The sequence below is a fragment of the Pseudomonas sp. G.S.17 genome, assembly GCF_038096165.1.
GTDB lineage: Bacteria > Pseudomonadota > Gammaproteobacteria > Pseudomonadales > Pseudomonadaceae > Aquipseudomonas.
In genome coordinates this window covers 2,240,323-2,255,661 of the sequence record NZ_CP151076.1, presented here as the reverse complement: position 1 = coordinate 2,255,661, position 15,339 = coordinate 2,240,323, and the positions used below count along the sequence as shown (strand labels likewise).

Sequence of the window (15,339 nt, the reverse complement as noted above, 5' to 3'; positions counted from 1 at the left end):
TCAGGCAACGTCGCCGGTAACAATCGCGTTGGGCGTGAACTTCTCGTAGTAGAAGCTGGCAGGCGTCACTCCAGCAGCCGTGAAGTGCTTGCGCACTGCATCGACCATAGGTGGCGGGCCGCACAGGTAAACATCGACGTCACCGTCGTTGAGCATGTTCGGTGCCATGTGCTGAGTGACATAACCCTGCTGCGGATGGCTGGTCTGCGGGTCGGCCACGCAGGTGACCAGACTGAAGTTGGCCAGGCGTGCGCTGAACGCTTGCAAGGCTTCGACCATCACCAGATCCTGATCGCGGGTCACGCCGTAGATCAGCGTTATCTGGCGGGTTTCATGACGTTCGGCGAGCACTTCAAGCATCGACAGGAACGGCGCCAGCCCGGTACCACCGGCCAGGAATAACAAGGGCCGGGTGACCGCGCGCAGATAAAAACTGCCCAATGGGCCGGTCATGGCAAGCGTGTCGCCGACCTGAGCCCGCTCCAGCCAGCCACTCATCAGCCCGTCTGGCACCTGTTTGATCAGGAAGCTCGCCCGGCGCTCTCCGGGTTTGCTGCTGAACGAATACGAGCGCGTCTGATGGCTGCCGGGCACACCAATGTTGACGTACTGACCCGGCAAAAATACCGGCACCTGATCCAGTTCGAAACTCACTTCCAGCGCGGCATCGGCGTGGCTGGTGATACCGGCGACGCTGGCGGCGAACCGCGCGGTGCCGGTCTTGCAGGTGCTGGACGGCACGGGCACGGCAATGACGCAATCCGATTGCGGCACCATCTGGCAGGTCAGCACTTGCCGCTGCTCGACTTCGTCGTCGCTCAAGGCGTCTTCGATGTAGTCATCGCCCAATGCATAGTCGCCGGTTTCACAGCGGCATTTGCAGGTCCCGCACACACCATCGGAGCAGTCCATGGGCAAGTTGATGCGCTGGCGATAGGCGGCATCAAGCACCTTTTCGCCGATCTTGCAGTCGATGAAACGGGTCACCCCGTCCTCAAAGTTCAAGGCTATGGAGTACGTCATGAGCGTGCCCTCAGATGTGGTAGATATCGATGACCTGATGGATGTAGTCGTTCTTGAGCACCACTTTCTTGCGCGTGATCAGCGGCTGTTCAGGCCGGACATCGAGGCGATAGAACGAGGTGCCAAAGTACGTATCCGTGGTCTTGTAACGATGGCTGAGGGTTTGCCAATTGAAACGCAACTCGACGGTCTCGCCGTCATCGGCCAGCACTTCCAGATTCGCCACGAAATGCGCGGTGCGCGGTTCAGGCATGCTGGCGCTGGAGCGTTCGGTCTTGATCCGGAACACCCGATCTTCAAGGCCGTCGCGACTCGGGTAGTAAATCAGCGAAATCTCGCGTTGCGGATCTTCGGTGAGGCTGTCCTGGTCATCCCAGGCCGGCATCCAGAACTCCACGTTTGGCGAGTAGCATTCCAGCCACTGGTCCCACTGCCGGTCATCGAGCAGACGGGCTTCGCGGTACAGGAAATCGAGCAGGCGATCACGGGAAATGCTCATGAACGCAGCTCCTTGTCCGTGGCGATCACGCCTTGTTGCTCAACCTTGATAGCTTTTTGCAGGGTCGCGGCCCAATGGGCATGCTGGCGCACAAACAAGCCTTCGTCTTCGGTCTTCACGCCGCTGAGTTGCGGGTTGATGCCCATCTGCCGGGCATTTTCGTCCGCGCCGTCAATCCACTGCGTGGCACCGCGACTCAGGTCATTCCACAGATTCGTGGTGCCCTGATAACCGGTCTGGCAGGCACGAAACTCTTCCAGGTCGTCCGGCGTACCCATGCCACTTACGTTGAAGAAATCTTCGTATTGGCGAATCCGCGTCGCGCGTTCCTGGGCACTTTCGCCCTTGGGCGCCATGCAGTAAATCGTCACTTCGGTCTTGTCCACCGAGATGGGCCGCACCACGCGGATCTGCGTCGAGAACTGGTCCATCAGGTACACATTGGGGTACAGGCAGAGATTGCGGGTCTGGTCGACGATGAAGTCGGCACGCGCCTGCCCCAGACGTTCAGCCAGCTCCTCGCGGTGGGCATGCACCGGACGCACTTCGGGATTGAGCAAACGGGTCCAGAGCAAGATATGCCCATGCTCAAAGGCGTATACGCCGCCGAGGCTTTTCGACCAGCCATTGGCGTCGACGGTACGCGTGCCTTCGGTTTCGTAGTTGCGGCGGCCCATGGTTGCCGAGTAATTCCAGTGCACGGAGCTGACGTGATAACCGTCGGCGCCGTTCTCGATTTGCAGCTTCCAATTGCCGTCATAGACGTAGGACGAACTGCCGCGCAGCACTTCCAGGCCTTGCGGTGCCTGGTCGACCATCTGGTCGATGATGACCCGGGTTTCTCCCAGGTAATCGCTGAGCTCAGGAACCGCGTCGCTGAGACTGCCGAACAGGAAACCCCGGTAGTTTTCGAAGCGGGCCAGGCGTTGCAGATCGTGGGAGCCGTCGCAGTCGAAACTGTCTGGATAGGCGCCAGTCTTGGCGTCTTTCACTTTGAGCAGCTTGCCGGCGTTGCTGAAGGTCCAGCCGTGAAACGGGCAGGTGAATGAACCTTTATTGCCTTGTTTGCGACGGCAAAGCATGGCGCCACGGTGGGCGCAGGCGTTGACCAGGCCGTGCAGCACGCCTTGTTTGTCGCGGGTGACGACAACCGGCTGGCGGCCGATGTAGGTGGTGAAGTAGTCATTGATTTCCGACACCTGGCTTTCGTGGGCCAGGTAAACCCAGCCAGCTTCGAAGATGTGTTTCATCTCCAGGGCAAATAATTCGGTGTCGGTGAAGATGTCGCGGCGGCAACGGAAGATCCCGGTAGTGGGGTCATCCTGAACGGATTCGCTGAGTTGACGGGCGAGTCTGTCGAGAGTGCTGATCATGGCGTAGGCCCTCGGTTGTTCTTGTATCAGGCACCGTCACCTTATGTGCTTGCTCCGCCCCTCAATATCCAGTGGCTGCGAATCGCTATCCGCCCGGTGCGAGTGTTCACCGCTGCCGCCGCCAGGTCTGCGAGGGCAACTCGCCGAAACGGGTGCGATAGGCACTGGAGAACCTGCCCAGATGCAGAAAACCATGATCCATCGCGACCTCGGTGACGCTGCGCGCCGTCGCCAGTTGCAGCACCGCATGCACCCGCTCCAGCCTGCGCTGGCGCACAAACTCACGCGGCGCCAACCCGACCTGACGCTCGAACAAGGTGTACAGCGTGCGTTCGCTGACCCGGGCCACCGTCATCAATTGCTCGATGCTGATGTCTTCGGTCAAGTGCTCCTCGATAAATTGCCGCACCGCTTCAAAGCCGCCGCTTTCCTCAGGTTTGGGGATGACCCGTAAAACGTTGCTGCTCAAAAGCTCCAGCAGTTTGCTGGCGACGATGCGTTCATACAGCCCTTGCACTTCGGCGCCTGCCGCATTTTCGGCTTCATGGCAGATCAATCCCAACAGCTGCACAAAGCCGCCCATGGTCTTCAGCTGCTGACGCGCGGCAGCGAAACGAATCCCCTGTTGCGGCAAGGTCCAGTGTTGCTCGAGGCAGGCGTTTTCGATCAGGCGCACCGGCAGCTTGACGATGAATTTTTCGCAGTCGGCCGAATAGGTCAGGTCCACCGGATCATCGGGATTGATCAGCAGGATCTCGCCCGGCCGATAGATCTGCTCTTCGCCACAGGTCCTGGAACGGCAGTGGCCGCGCAACAGAATCTGCAAGTGATAAACCGTTTCCAGCGCTGGCGAGGTGACCCGCACCGGCGCGCCGTAGCTGATGCGGCACAGGTCAAGACTGGAAAAGGTCCGATGGCTGATGCTCGCCTGGGGGCGGCCTTTGGGCAGTAACCGAATACGGTGACTGCCCACATGTTGATTGACGTATGCCGACACGGCGTAGGCTTCGGCGTGGTCGTATATCTGGCTGCGTGCACTCAATAACTGGTTCATGGCGGGTTTCTCTTGTTTTTATCAGGCTGGCATGACGACGAACGCTCCCGCAGGCGGTGAATGGCCGGCGAGAGCGTTTAGACACTGAAGCTTCAGGCTTCCAGCGCCCTCACCCGTTCATGGCGTTCTTCTTCGCGGCTTTCTGCCGCTGGCTGCAATTCAAAATCGAAGTCGATATCAGCGTGCCTGCCGCTTGCATCGTCGCTGAAACGGATCTCGGCGATCAGCTCATCGCGGGTGGCGTAGGCAAAATCGTCGTGCAGGTAGTGATCCCCGGCGAGATTGATCTGCGTCGTCAGATGGCGATGACCGGGAGCCGAGATAAAGAAGTGGATATGCGCGGGCCGCTGGCCATGACGACCCAGTTGGTCGAGCAAGTGTTGCGTCGGTCCATCCGGCGGGCAGCCATAACCCGAAGGCACGATGCTCTGAAATTCATAACGACCCTGGGCATCGGTCAGGATGCGGCGACGCAGGTTGAATTCCGATTGCGCAGGATCGAAGTACGAATAGGTGCCGCCGGTATTGGCGTGCCAGACATCGACGATGGCGTTGGCCAACGGCGCGCCATCTGTGCCGCGCACCTGACCACGCATGAACAAGACGGTGCCTGGGTCCTGACCGTCATCCAGCCGGGCATGGTGCTCGCACAGTGGAGCGCCCGCGACATACAGCGGACCCTCGATGGTGCGCGGCGTACCGCCGACATGGCCGGCCTGCTCGTCTTCGGCGTCCATCAACAAATCGAGGTAGTGCTCAAGACAGAGACCGGCCACGAGCAGTCCGGCTTCCTGACGGCTGCCCAACTCGTTGAGATAGTTGACGGCTTTCCAGAATTCTTCGGGCGTAATCTGCAGGTCTTCGATGATTTTTACGGTGTCGTTCAACACCCGGTGGACCACAGTTTTCATGCGCTGGCTGCCCGCCGGCTGATCGAAACCGGCAGCGCCTTCGAGAAACTGCTGAACCTGTGCGGTTTGGGAAATACGGATAGTCATGGCGGTTGTCCTCATCATTGTTCTTGTGATGTAGCGATTGCTGAAACGAACTCAGCGGTCGTCGGCATGAATCGAAGACGGATGCCGACACAGCGCCATGACTTCGATTTCCATGTACGGATAAAGCGGCAGTTGCATCAGCGTGTCGTGCAGCGCCTGGGCATCCGCCACGTCGAATACGCTGACGTTGGCATAGAGCCCGGCGATGCGCCAAAGGTGACGCCAGGTCCCCTCTTGTTGCAGACGCTGGGCAAGTTCCTTTTCATCGGCCTTGAGCCGGGCGGACTGCTCGGCCGGCATGTCGACAGGGAGTTTAACGGTCATGCGCAGGTGAAAAAGCATGGCGTGGGTGTCCTCTTGTGTTGGGCAGATTTCTTTTGCAACGTTGCGGCAAAGTCATCGCGACTCAGCGGCGGGCAAAGCGCGCCAGGCGTTCGTCATCCAGTTCCAGCCCGAGGCCCGGCGTGCTCGGGATCAGCAGCTGGAAATCCTTGTAGACCGGTGGCTCAAGCAGAATGTCTTCGGTCAGCAACAGCGGCCCGAACAGTTCGGTGTGCCATTCAAGCTTGTCCAGCGTGGCGAAGGCATGGGCGGCGGCCAGGGTGCCGACGCTGCCTTCGAGCATAGTGCCGCCGTACAGGCCGATGCCCGCCGCCTGGGCGATGGCCGCCGTGCGCAACACCGCCAGCGGGCCACCGGTCTTGGCAACCTTCAGGGCAAAAATCGAAGCCGCGCCCATTTGCGCCAGGGCAAAGCTGTCCTGCACCGACTCGATGGCTTCATCGGCCATCAACGGAATCGGGCTGTGGGCGCTCAACCGCACCATACCGGCGCGATCATGCCGCGACAGCGGTTGCTCGATGAGCTCCACGCCTGCATCGGCCAATAACCGACAGGCACGCACGGCGACGGCTTCGCTCCACGCCTGATTGATGTCGACGCGCACACTGGCGCGATCACCCAAGGCGCGCTTGATTGCCGCGACGTGAGCGATGTCGCGCGCCGGTTCGCCCGCGCCGATCTTCAGTTTGAAGTGCCGGTGACGGCGAATATCGAGCATGCGTTCGGCTTCTTCGATATCCCGGTGGGTGTCGCCACTGGCCAGGGTCCAGGCGACCTCGACCCCGTCGCGCACCCGCCCGCCGAGCACTTCGGCAACCGGCAGGCCTAGGCGCTTGCCGAGTGCGTCGAGCAACGCCGTTTCCACCGCCGAGCGGGCGAAGGTATTGCCTCGAATGGCGTGATCAACTCTTTGCATCGCGGCGTTGAGGTTGCTGGCATCCTGGCCGATGAGCAGCGGCGCGAACCACTTGTCCAGGTTAACCTTGATGCTTTCCGGGCTTTCCCCGGCGTAAGCCAGGCCACCGATAGTGGTGGCTTCGCCGATGCCGACGATCCCGTCGCTGCAGAAGATGCGCAGGATGACCAGCGTTTGGCCGTGCATGGTATGCATCGCCAGCTTGTGCGGGCGTATGGTGGGCAAGTCGACGATCTGGGTATCGAAGCGTTCGATGGTAATGGCAGTCATGGGCGTGTCCATCTACGTTTTATTTGTCTTACGCAGAGATTGACGCTGGAGAACAACACCGTCCAATATTGATTAGGTCTCGCTTAATACCCTGGAGGTATCGTGGAGCTTCGTCATTTACGCTATTTCAGAGTGCTCGCCCAGACCCTGAATTTCACCCGCGCCGCCGAACAGCTGAACATCGCCCAGCCGCCCCTGAGTAGACAGATCCAGCAACTGGAAGACGAGTTGGGCGTAGCGCTGCTGGAGCGTTCAAGACCGCTGCGGCTGACCGACGCGGGCCGATTCTTTCACGAGCATTCCAGTCAGTTGCTGGAGCAGCTAGCGCGGATCAGCGACGATACCCGACGCGTGGCAGCGGGCGAGAAACGCTGGCTGGGCATCGGCTTTGCGCCTTCGACGCTGTATGGCGCGTTGCCGGATCTGATCCGCCGCCTGCGCGCCTTGGGCGACATCGAGCTGGGTTTGTCCGAGCTGATCACCTTGCAGCAACTCGAAGCCCTGAAAAGTGGACGCATCGACGTCGGCTTCGGACGGCTGCTGTTTGATGATCCGGCGATCACCCAGCAGATTCTTCGGGAAGATCCGCTGGTCGCGGCGTTACCGGCCGGGCATCCATTGTTGGCGGGGCCGGCGACCCTCAAGCAACTGGCGGCCGAACCTTTCGTGCTGTATCCAGGCAGTCCAAGGCCGAGTTACGCCGATCATGTGCTGGGGATATTTGCCGGACAAGGCTTGCGCATCCGCGTCGCGCAAACCGTCAACGAGATGCAGACCGCCATCGGCCTGGTCGCGGCGGGCATCGGCATCACGCTGGTTCCCGCCTCGGTACAGCGCCTGCACCGCGACGACATTGGCTATACGTCGTTGCTGGACAGCAGCGCGACTTCGCCCATCGTGGTCAGTTATCGCGCCGGAGACGTCTCGCCCGTGCTCCAGCAATGCCTGGCGTTGCTGAGCAAGAAATAACGCACGCGGGCGATCAGTCTTGCGACCAGCCTTCAACGGTGCGCACCAGTTCGGTCAAGTCGCGCTCCCCGCCATCCTGCTGCGCGGCAACGTTCCACAGTTGCCGCGCCGAATTGCCCAGCCACATCGGCACACCCAGCGCCTGACACTCCTCAATGGCCAGGCCGATGTCCTTGCACACGCTGGAAATCGGGAAGCCGAAATCGAAGGTGCCGGGCAGGACGTGTTTGGGAAACTTGTCCAGCGTCGCGCCATTCTTGCCGCTCCCGGCATTGATCACGTCCATCATCACTTGCGGGTCGAGCCCGCCCTTGACGCCTGCCACGAACGCCTCCGAGGTAATCGCGAACGCAGTGGTCGAGAGCATGTTGTTGAGCAGTTTCAGCAACTGGCCTTGACCGGGTTGTTCACCGACGATGAAGACTTTGCCGAACAAGTCGAACAGCTCACGCACCTGGGCGACGGCTTCGGGCTTGCCGGCGACCATCATCGCCAGGGTGCCTTTGCTCGCCCCGGCCGCACCACCGCTGATGGGCGCATCGACGGTTTGAATGTCGTGCTTGAGCAAACCGGCGGCAACTTCCTGTTCGGCCCGGGAACCCACGGTGGAAAGGTCGACCAGAATACGCACCGCCTTGCCTTCGACGATACCGTCCGGCCCCAACGCCACGGCTTTGAAGATCGCCGGGTTGGGCAGGCTGGTGAAGACGATTTTGGCGCTGTCGGCCACCTCCCGGGCGCTGTCGGCAACCCGCGCGCCCAAGCCGGAAAGCTCGGCCAGGGCTGCCGGGTCTTTGTCGAAAATCACCAGCGAATGGCCTTTTTCCAGCAGACGTCGGGCCATGGGCCGCCCCATGATGCCGACGCCAATGAAACCCAGTGGTTGGTCTGTCATATCAATTTCCCGAATGAGGTTAACCGCGGGCCAGGCGCATGACAGCGCTGGCGTCGCTGGCCTGTTGCAAAGACCACAGCGCATCGATCAGCGGCTGCGGCGCGCAGGTCGAGCCGCCGTAGCGGGCCAGCTCGCGCAGTTTGTTTTCCAGTGTTCCATCGGCCAGTGGCGCGCCCAGACTGCCCCGTGACACGTCGATGCGATGACTGAGGATTTCGCCGGACCGGAAAAACAGCCGGACCTGTGCCGACTCAACGGCATAGTCGGCATCGTCGATAAAGTGCAGCAGCGGATACAGGGCGCGCAGGTTGCTGTCCGCCACTGCCGCGTCGCTGAACTCGGCAAGACCCGCGCGGCCGCTGGCCAGCGCAACGGCCACCGCGTGTTGCGCGCTGACCTGCGATTCGCGTCCGGTTTGAATATTTGGCCGATCGGTTCGCTGGCGCAGCAAAGGATGGCCGGTCAGCTCGATGCGGGTGAGGTCCGGCAAATCCCATCGCCGCTCCCGGGACAATTTCAGGCAGGCTTCGATCACCGGGTTCAACACCACACCGCACGGATAAGGTTTGTAGGTGTTGGCGCGCAACGCCCAGCGTTCGCCCAGGCCTTGGGTTATCCCGGCAAAGTCGGGATTTTCGCCCATGACCTTGAGAAAACCGCGCTCGCCTTCGAGGGGTAATTCGGGTCCGCTGAAGCCGTCCTGCGCCAGCAACGCCGAGAGCAGGCCGTTGCGTGCGGCATTGCCGACACCGATGCTTTTCGCCGCGCTGCCCAGTGTTTCCACCAGCCCGGAAGCCTGCGCACTGGCATTGCCCATGGCCCAGCTCAGCTGCTGGACGTTCAGATCGAGCAGTTTGCCAACGGCTGCTGCGGCACCAAACACGCCACAGGTCGAGGTGATATGCCAGCCTCGGCGGTAATGTTCGGGGGAAATCGCCATGCCTAGGCGACATTCCACTTCCACGCCGAGAACGAACGCCAGCAACAGTTGCTCGCCGGTAAAGGTTCGGGTTTCCGCCAGGGCGAACAGTGCCGCCGCGACCGGCGCAGTCGGGTGAATGATGGTCGGAATGTGCGTGTCGTCGAAGTCGAACACATTGGCGCTCATGGCGTTGAGCGACGCAGCATTGAGGATGTCCAGCGACTCCGAACGGCCAATCAGCGGCGCGTCGGCGCCTGCGCTGAAGCGCTGGAACAACGTCACCGCTTTGCTGACGTCCGGATCGTTGCAGCCGGCCAGCGTCACGGCGAAATAATTGACCAGCGCGCGTTTGGCTTCATGACGAACGTCGGGCGGGATATCGGCCCAAGTGCTGTGCGCGACGAATTCACACAGCGGGCGGGTGACAGCAGGACCCTGCAGGGTGCCTCCGTTGTTCTCGGTGCTGGTGGCGGTTAAAGGAGTCGACCTCATCCCGCCAACCAGCCATCGTCCACCGGCAAGGTCGCGCCAGTGATCGACGCCCCGGAATCACTGCACAAAAACACGATCAAGTCCGCCACATGCGCCGCGTCGACAAAGCGACCGGTGCCCTGCTTGCCGAGCAGAAACTCCCGTGTCGCGCTCGCCCGGTCCAGCTGCTTGCGCACCATCAGATCGGTCAGCCGCCCCTCAATATTCGGCGTCAGCACCGAGCCTGGGCAAACCGCATTGCACGTGATGCCCTGCCCCAGGGTTTCCATGGCGACCGCGCGGGTAAAGCCCAGCAGCGCGGTCTTGGTAGTCACGTAATCGATACGGTTGGCAATCGCCCGCGAGCCATAGGCCGAAGACATATTGAAAATCCGTCCCCAGCCCCGCGCGCGCATGCCGGGCAAACTCAGCTGCACCGCGCGAAAGGCTGCCGTCAGATTTACCGCCAGCGCCTGATCCCAGCGCTCGGCCGGGAAATCCTCGATGGGCGAAAAGTGCCGCACAACGGCGTTATTGATCAGCACATCAACAGCGCCCGCCGCGGCGAGCATTGCCTCGACGGCCGAGGCTTGCGACAAATCTGCCTGCACATAGCTGATCGCCACGCGGTACTGTTGCGCCAACTCCGCGCAGGTTGCGTGCACGTCTGCCGACGATTCAAGTCCGTGCAGCACCACATCACAACCCGCTGCGGCAAGACCTTGGGCCATGGCCAGGCCGAGCCCGTTTGACGAGCCGGTGACCAGCGCCCGCTTGCCCTTCATACGCCCGCTCCGCTGGCATCGATACGCACGGCGAACGCCGGATCGACAGGATCAACGGCGGCGAAGCGGTTCATCACGTCCGGGTCATGGCCGGGAATCATCACCGCGCCGGGACGCTGCAACCATTCGCGGATCTGCACGTAGCCTTGGTACATGTCCGCCAGGCTGTCGAGCACCGCGAACGGGCGATCCTGTTCCATCTCGTCGTAATAGTGGATGGCGTCGGACGCGAGGATCACCGGCCCTTCGGGCATTTCGATGACCACCGCCAGTTGCCCCGGCGTGTGGCCGCCAAGTTCGTGCAATTCGATGCCGGGGATCAGCGTGTTGCGCGGCTCGTCCAGCAAGGTGATGCGCCCCGCATCCGCCAAGGCCTGAATGCGCTGGATATCCAGCGGATCGATGTGATGCGCGTACTGCGGGCGCTTGCCCATGTCGGTGCCCCAGAACTCGAACTCGCGCCGGGACATGACGATTTGCGCATTGGGATACAGGCCAAGATTGCCCGCGTGATCATAGTGCGCGTGGGTCAGCACCAGCAGCTTTACATCCGCCGGATCAATACCCAGTCGCGCCAGCGCATCGGCAGGCTTGACCACCGGTTGGCGCTTGCGTGCCAGCGCTGCTTCCGGACTAAAACCGGTGTCGATGACGATGACTTGCTCGTCGTTGCGGAAGATCCAGAAGAAGTAATCCATGGTGATTTCTTCGTCCGGCTCACGGTAGGCGCGGAAGTTGTAGTAGCACTCGCTTTTGCTGGTCTGCCGGGTGCCATAGCGCACCACGATCACTTCCGGATTGTTCCAGTTCGGCTTTGCTGCGGTCGTCGGATTGTTATTGTTCATGTCGACTCCGATTGATTAGGGCTAAAGGTCTGGGTTCGGATTGGCTGGCCGGGCGGCTTCGCCCCAGGCGTGTTCCAGCATCGGCGCGGCGACCAGCGCCCCGTGAATGCCGATCACGCTGACGATCTCCAGCATTTCCATGATCTGTTCCTTGCTGGCGCCGTAACGCAAGGCGTTGCGCATATGCAGCTTGAGGCCCGGCACATACAAATGCGTCGCGGCAGCATCGAAGGCGCAGTACATCAATTCCTTGACCATCGGCGACAGCACACCGGTCCGCCAAGGTACAGAGGAGAACTCGACGTAGGCTTCGAACAGCTCCGGGTCGAGTTCCAGCAAACCCTCCCAGGACGAATGCCAGTAGCCGCGATTCTCGACAAAGCTGGATTTCAGGGCTTCGCGCCGGGCATCCAGCGGTTCGAGCCCATTGCGCAGCCCCTCTTCCTCCAGCACTTCGAGCAGCACCGGCACTCCGACATTCGAGGCGTGGATGCCGACAGTGCTGATCAACTCCAGCACTTCCATCAGTTCCTCGCGGCTTGCGCCGTGGGCGATGGCGACCCGCAAATGCTCGTGGATGCCTGGTTGAAACAAGTGCGTCGCCGCAGCGCTGGCCGCAATGCCGATGAACGCCTTGACCTTGTGTTCCAGGTGATTCTTCTGCCACGGTACAGCGGCGAAACCGGCATAGGCCTCGAGAAAGCCGGGGTCCAGACGCAGGATGCTTTCCCACGCCGGGTTCCAGGTCCCACCGCTACGCTCGAACGCATCCCTGGCCTGTTGTTGTTTTTCGGTGAATGCCATGTGCGGGTCTCCCTGCTTAAGGATCAGCGCGCCGCGCGCAGGTAATCGTGGTCGGCAACCGCTTCCTGCCACACGGTTTTGCCGATGGACGTCGCGGTGTGGACCATGAAGTTCTCGGTATTGGCGCCGTGCCAATGCCGTTCGCCGGGGCCTATCCACACCGTGTCGCCCTGACGAATCACCTGCGGATCGCTGCCTTCCAGACAGATCCAGCCGCTGCCGGCGGTGACGTAAAGCACCTGACCGAACTCATGAAAATGCCAGAACGTGCGCGCACCGGGATTGAACGAGACGTTGTTGATGGTCACGCCGTCAGTGGTCGGCATCACCGGATCAGCCCAGACCACGCCGGTAAACGTCGCGCCGCGCTGCTCGGAAATCGCCCCTTCGATGCTGCCGTGAATAACCTTCATGCCTTGTCCTCTTTCCAGGTTTGGTGAAGCCGGACGCCGCCGGACATATCGCCGATGGCGTCCACGACTTTGTTGCTGATCTGGTCGCCATAACCCAGCGCGACCTGCAGGCCGAAGCTCGCCAAAGGCCCGGACGCGTTGAGCGAAGCGACGCCCAGCTCACGCACCCGGTCGATGTAGAGCACCACGTCCTTGCTCATCAATTTTCCGGTCAGGCCGCCTTCCAGATAATTACCGTCGACGATGTACGGGAAGCGCTTTTGCGTGGCGAAATTGACCCCGCTGCTGCTGTTGAGCACGTCGAGTAATTGGTGCAGGTCCAGACCGGCTTTTTTGCCGGCGACCATCACTTCGGCGGTGGCGGCAAGGCTCACTGCGTTGAGGAAGTTGTTGAGCAATTTGGTGGTGTGCCCGGCGCCGCTTTCGCCCATCAGGAACACCTTGCTGGCGATGGGTGCAAACACCCAGTCCAGGGCCGCGACGCTGGCGGCATCGCCACCGACCATCAGGGTCAGCGCGCCCTTCTCCGCCGCCGCAGCGCCACCGGAAATCCCCGCGTCGATGTACTGCACGCCACGTTCGGCGAACAGACCGTGCAAACGCACGGTTGAACTGGCGGCGGCGGTACTCAAATCGACGACAATCTGGCCTTCGCGGCAATGGCGCAGCAACCCTTCAGGCCCTTCAACGACGGCCTCGACCACCTTGCTATCCGGAAGCGACAGCAGCACCACGTCCGCTTGTGCTGCGACCTGGCCGATGGATTCTGCAACCTGTGCGCCAGCGCTTTCGACCCGCTGGCAATCCGTGTCATAACCCAGTACGGCAAGGCCTGCATCCACCAGACAGCGGGTCATGCGACCGCCCATGTTGCCCAGGCCGATGAAGCCAATGGTTTGGTTGTTCACAACGTTCTCCCGTTGGTTATTGTTCTGTCAGGTCAGCCAGCCGTCAGAAATCGACGTCCTTGGTTTCCGGGCCCATGTACGCGCCAATCGTGGCGATGACGCCGCCCACGCACAGCAGGACTGCCGGAGTCATGGTGAACGGGATGATCTGGCCCAGCCACGCCATGTAAAAGGCGTAGAACGACGGGATGATCACCGACAGGCTGAAGCCGACACCAAAGCCGGTGGCGCGAACGTCGGTGACAAAACGCTCGTTGATGTAAGTCACGATCACGCCCCATGGCGCGGTGACCAATACCGACAGCAGACACACCAGGGTCATGATCACCGACAGCGACAAGCCAGGAACGTTGGCCAGCACATACATGACGCCTGCACCGACTGTGGCGATGATTGGCCCAAGGATCAGGAAGAAGCGTCGACGACCGATTTTCTGGCCGATCATCCCCGAAGCGATGTAGGTGAAGAACAGCACCGAGTAGGAAATCAGCAGCGTGCCGGTTACTTGCATCCCTGAAAGATGCAGGGTGTTCACCAGCAGTCCGGTGGGCAGGAAAATCGTGATGATGTTCTGCGTCAGCCAGAAGCCGGTCATCATCAGCAGCACTTGCAGCAGGTTGCGACCGCTTTTGCCTTTGAGCAGATCGGTCAGCGGCAGTTTTTCCCGAGGTTTTTTCTCGGCGTCCTCTTCCCAGATCTCGGACTCGGAAACTGCATAGATGTAATACAGCGCCAGCACGCCAGCCAATACCGCGCCAATCACAAACGGAATCCGCCAGCCCCATTGCACGTACGGCGAATCGGGGCCGGCCAGCGGGAACAGCATGAACATCAGCATCGCCACCAGATTGATGCTGACGTAGGCCAGCGGAAAACCGGCGATGATCAAGCCGCCAACGAAGCCGCGCTGATGCTTTTTCGAATACTCGATAGCCAGCGGCATGGCCCCGGTATAACCACCGCCGAGGAAGATACCGTCGACGAAACGCAGCAGCACCAAGGCCCAGTACGAGGCGATGCCGATGGTCTCGTAACCCGGCAGCAAGGCAATCAGAAAGGTCACTACGCCAAAGCCTGATACCGAATAAATCGAGGCCATGCGCCGCCCGGTCTTGTCAGCGATCATGCCGAACAGCAGTGCGCCGATGGGCCGCCCAAGCAGCGTGGTGATGAACACCAGCGAGGCGAGAATCGCGGCCATGCCCGGCGACAACTGGGCTGGCTGGAAGAAGAACAACACAGGGGAAAGCACGACGACCGGCAAATAGATGTCGAACATATCGATGTATTCGGAAAAGAACGCGCCTTTGATCGCGTTCCTTCTTTTCTTCTCGATCGACTGATCGGTCTCGGCCAGCGGTCTGGCCTGGGCTGGGGCGTGGGCATGGGTACTCATGACGTTTCCTTATAATTATTGTTGAACGGCAAGGGAGGTTATGGGGCGGATCAGGCGCCGGCGATTTCCGCCTCGTAGGCCTTGATCGCCGCAGATGCGACACGGAACGCCGCCAGGCCCAGTGGCACGCCGCAGTAAATCGAGGCCTGCATCAGCACCGCGCGGATTTCTTCCTTGGTCACCCCGTTACGCAAGGCGCCGCGCACGTGAACGCCCAGTTCGTGGTGCTGGCTCATGGCGGTGAGCATCGCCAGATTGACGATGCTACGGGTCTTGAACGGCAAGGTTTCGTCGCCCCAGATTTCGCCCCAGCACACTTCGGTAACCAGTTTCTGGATCGGTCGATTGAAGTCGTCCGCTGCTGCCCAGGATTTCTCCACGTGCAGATCACCGAGGACTTCCTTGCGGTTGTTGAAGCCTTGGTTAAAGCGTTCGTTGTCGTCCATCGTCATCTCC

At 60.9% G+C, this 15,339-nt stretch carries 17 protein-coding genes and 1 pseudogene; 1 reads left to right on the top strand and 17 read right to left on the bottom strand.

The genetic code is table 11. The features are described 5' to 3' along the window. The 7 genes from benC to AABC73_RS10360 form a co-directional block, all read right to left on the bottom strand. A complete protein-coding gene (benC, locus tag AABC73_RS10390) occupies positions 1 to 1,023 on the bottom strand; it encodes a benzoate 1,2-dioxygenase electron transfer component BenC (RefSeq protein WP_341523494.1) in 1,023 nt (340 codons plus the stop codon). Positions 1,024 to 1,033: 10 nt separating this feature from the next. After that, entirely contained in the window at positions 1,034 to 1,522 is a 489-nt protein-coding gene (gene benB, locus AABC73_RS10385) for a benzoate 1,2-dioxygenase small subunit (protein WP_341523493.1), read from the bottom strand. After that, positions 1,519 to 2,895, bottom strand: a complete 1,377-nt coding sequence (locus AABC73_RS10380) for a Rieske 2Fe-2S domain-containing protein (protein ID WP_341523491.1) — start codon at positions 2,893 to 2,895, stop codon at positions 1,519 to 1,521. The genes benB and AABC73_RS10380 overlap by 4 nt, the downstream gene beginning before the upstream one ends. A gap of 106 nt (positions 2,896 to 3,001) precedes the next feature. After that, positions 3,002 to 3,949, bottom strand: coding sequence for an AraC family transcriptional regulator (locus AABC73_RS10375; RefSeq protein WP_341523490.1), 948 nt, complete (start codon positions 3,947 to 3,949; stop codon positions 3,002 to 3,004). Between the two features lie 92 nt (positions 3,950 to 4,041). Then, positions 4,042 to 4,947, bottom strand: a complete 906-nt coding sequence (gene catA, locus AABC73_RS10370; protein ID WP_341523489.1) for a catechol 1,2-dioxygenase — start codon at positions 4,945 to 4,947, stop codon at positions 4,042 to 4,044. A 51-nt stretch (positions 4,948 to 4,998) separates the two neighbouring features. After that, positions 4,999 to 5,289: a muconolactone Delta-isomerase gene (catC, locus tag AABC73_RS10365; protein WP_341523488.1), complete on the bottom strand. Its 291-nt coding sequence runs from the start codon at positions 5,287 to 5,289 to the stop codon at positions 4,999 to 5,001. Positions 5,290 to 5,353: 64 nt separating this feature from the next. Beyond that, on the bottom strand, positions 5,354 to 6,475 hold the full coding sequence (locus AABC73_RS10360) for a muconate cycloisomerase family protein (RefSeq protein ID WP_341523487.1): 1,122 nt from the start codon (positions 6,473 to 6,475) through the stop codon (positions 5,354 to 5,356). Between the two features lie 102 nt (positions 6,476 to 6,577). Between AABC73_RS10360 and AABC73_RS10355 the strand changes: the two genes are divergently transcribed. After that, positions 6,578 to 7,444, top strand: a complete 867-nt coding sequence (locus AABC73_RS10355; protein WP_020290277.1) for a LysR family transcriptional regulator — start codon at positions 6,578 to 6,580, stop codon at positions 7,442 to 7,444. A gap of 13 nt (positions 7,445 to 7,457) precedes the next feature. Here the strand turns inward: AABC73_RS10355 and AABC73_RS10350 are convergent, their stop codons facing one another. The 10 genes and pseudogenes from AABC73_RS10350 to AABC73_RS10305 form a co-directional block, all read right to left on the bottom strand. Next, positions 7,458 to 8,339 carry an NAD(P)-dependent oxidoreductase gene (locus AABC73_RS10350; RefSeq protein WP_341523486.1) on the bottom strand — a complete coding sequence of 294 codons (882 nt, stop codon included), beginning with the start codon at positions 8,337 to 8,339 and terminating at the stop codon, positions 7,458 to 7,460. A 19-nt stretch (positions 8,340 to 8,358) separates the two neighbouring features. Continuing rightward, positions 8,359 to 9,753, bottom strand: coding sequence for an MmgE/PrpD family protein (locus AABC73_RS10345; RefSeq protein ID WP_341523485.1), 1,395 nt, complete (start codon positions 9,751 to 9,753; stop codon positions 8,359 to 8,361). Then, positions 9,750 to 10,517 (bottom strand): SDR family NAD(P)-dependent oxidoreductase, encoded by a 768-nt coding sequence (locus tag AABC73_RS10340; RefSeq protein ID WP_341523484.1) that lies wholly within the window; start codon positions 10,515 to 10,517, stop codon positions 9,750 to 9,752. The genes AABC73_RS10345 and AABC73_RS10340 overlap by 4 nt, the downstream gene beginning before the upstream one ends. Next, positions 10,514 to 11,362 (bottom strand): N-acyl homoserine lactonase family protein, encoded by an 849-nt coding sequence (locus AABC73_RS10335; protein ID WP_341523483.1) that lies wholly within the window; start codon positions 11,360 to 11,362, stop codon positions 10,514 to 10,516. The genes AABC73_RS10340 and AABC73_RS10335 overlap by 4 nt, the downstream gene beginning before the upstream one ends. 21 nt (positions 11,363 to 11,383) lie before the next feature. Further along, entirely contained in the window at positions 11,384 to 12,166 is a 783-nt protein-coding gene (locus AABC73_RS10330) for a carboxymuconolactone decarboxylase family protein (protein WP_341523482.1), read from the bottom strand. Positions 12,167 to 12,189: 23 nt separating this feature from the next. Next, the gene (locus AABC73_RS10325) at positions 12,190 to 12,579 is read right to left on the bottom strand and encodes a cupin domain-containing protein (RefSeq protein ID WP_341523481.1); all 390 of its coding nucleotides are present in this window, start codon (positions 12,577 to 12,579) and stop codon (positions 12,190 to 12,192) included. Further along, a complete protein-coding gene (locus AABC73_RS10320; protein WP_331152100.1) occupies positions 12,576 to 13,010 on the bottom strand; it encodes an NAD-binding protein in 435 nt (144 codons plus the stop codon). The genes AABC73_RS10325 and AABC73_RS10320 overlap by 4 nt, the downstream gene beginning before the upstream one ends. Before the next feature lie 6 nt (positions 13,011 to 13,016). Beyond that, positions 13,017 to 13,490 (bottom strand): annotated as a pseudogene (locus AABC73_RS10315) (NAD(P)-binding domain-containing protein); the annotation flags it as partial. 40 nt (positions 13,491 to 13,530) lie between these two features. Then, a complete protein-coding gene (locus AABC73_RS10310) occupies positions 13,531 to 14,883 on the bottom strand; it encodes an MFS transporter (protein ID WP_341523480.1) in 1,353 nt (450 codons plus the stop codon). Between the two features lie 50 nt (positions 14,884 to 14,933). Continuing rightward, the gene (locus AABC73_RS10305; protein WP_341523479.1) at positions 14,934 to 15,329 is read right to left on the bottom strand and encodes a carboxymuconolactone decarboxylase family protein; all 396 of its coding nucleotides are present in this window, start codon (positions 15,327 to 15,329) and stop codon (positions 14,934 to 14,936) included. Positions 15,330 to 15,339: the final 10 nt, after the last annotated feature.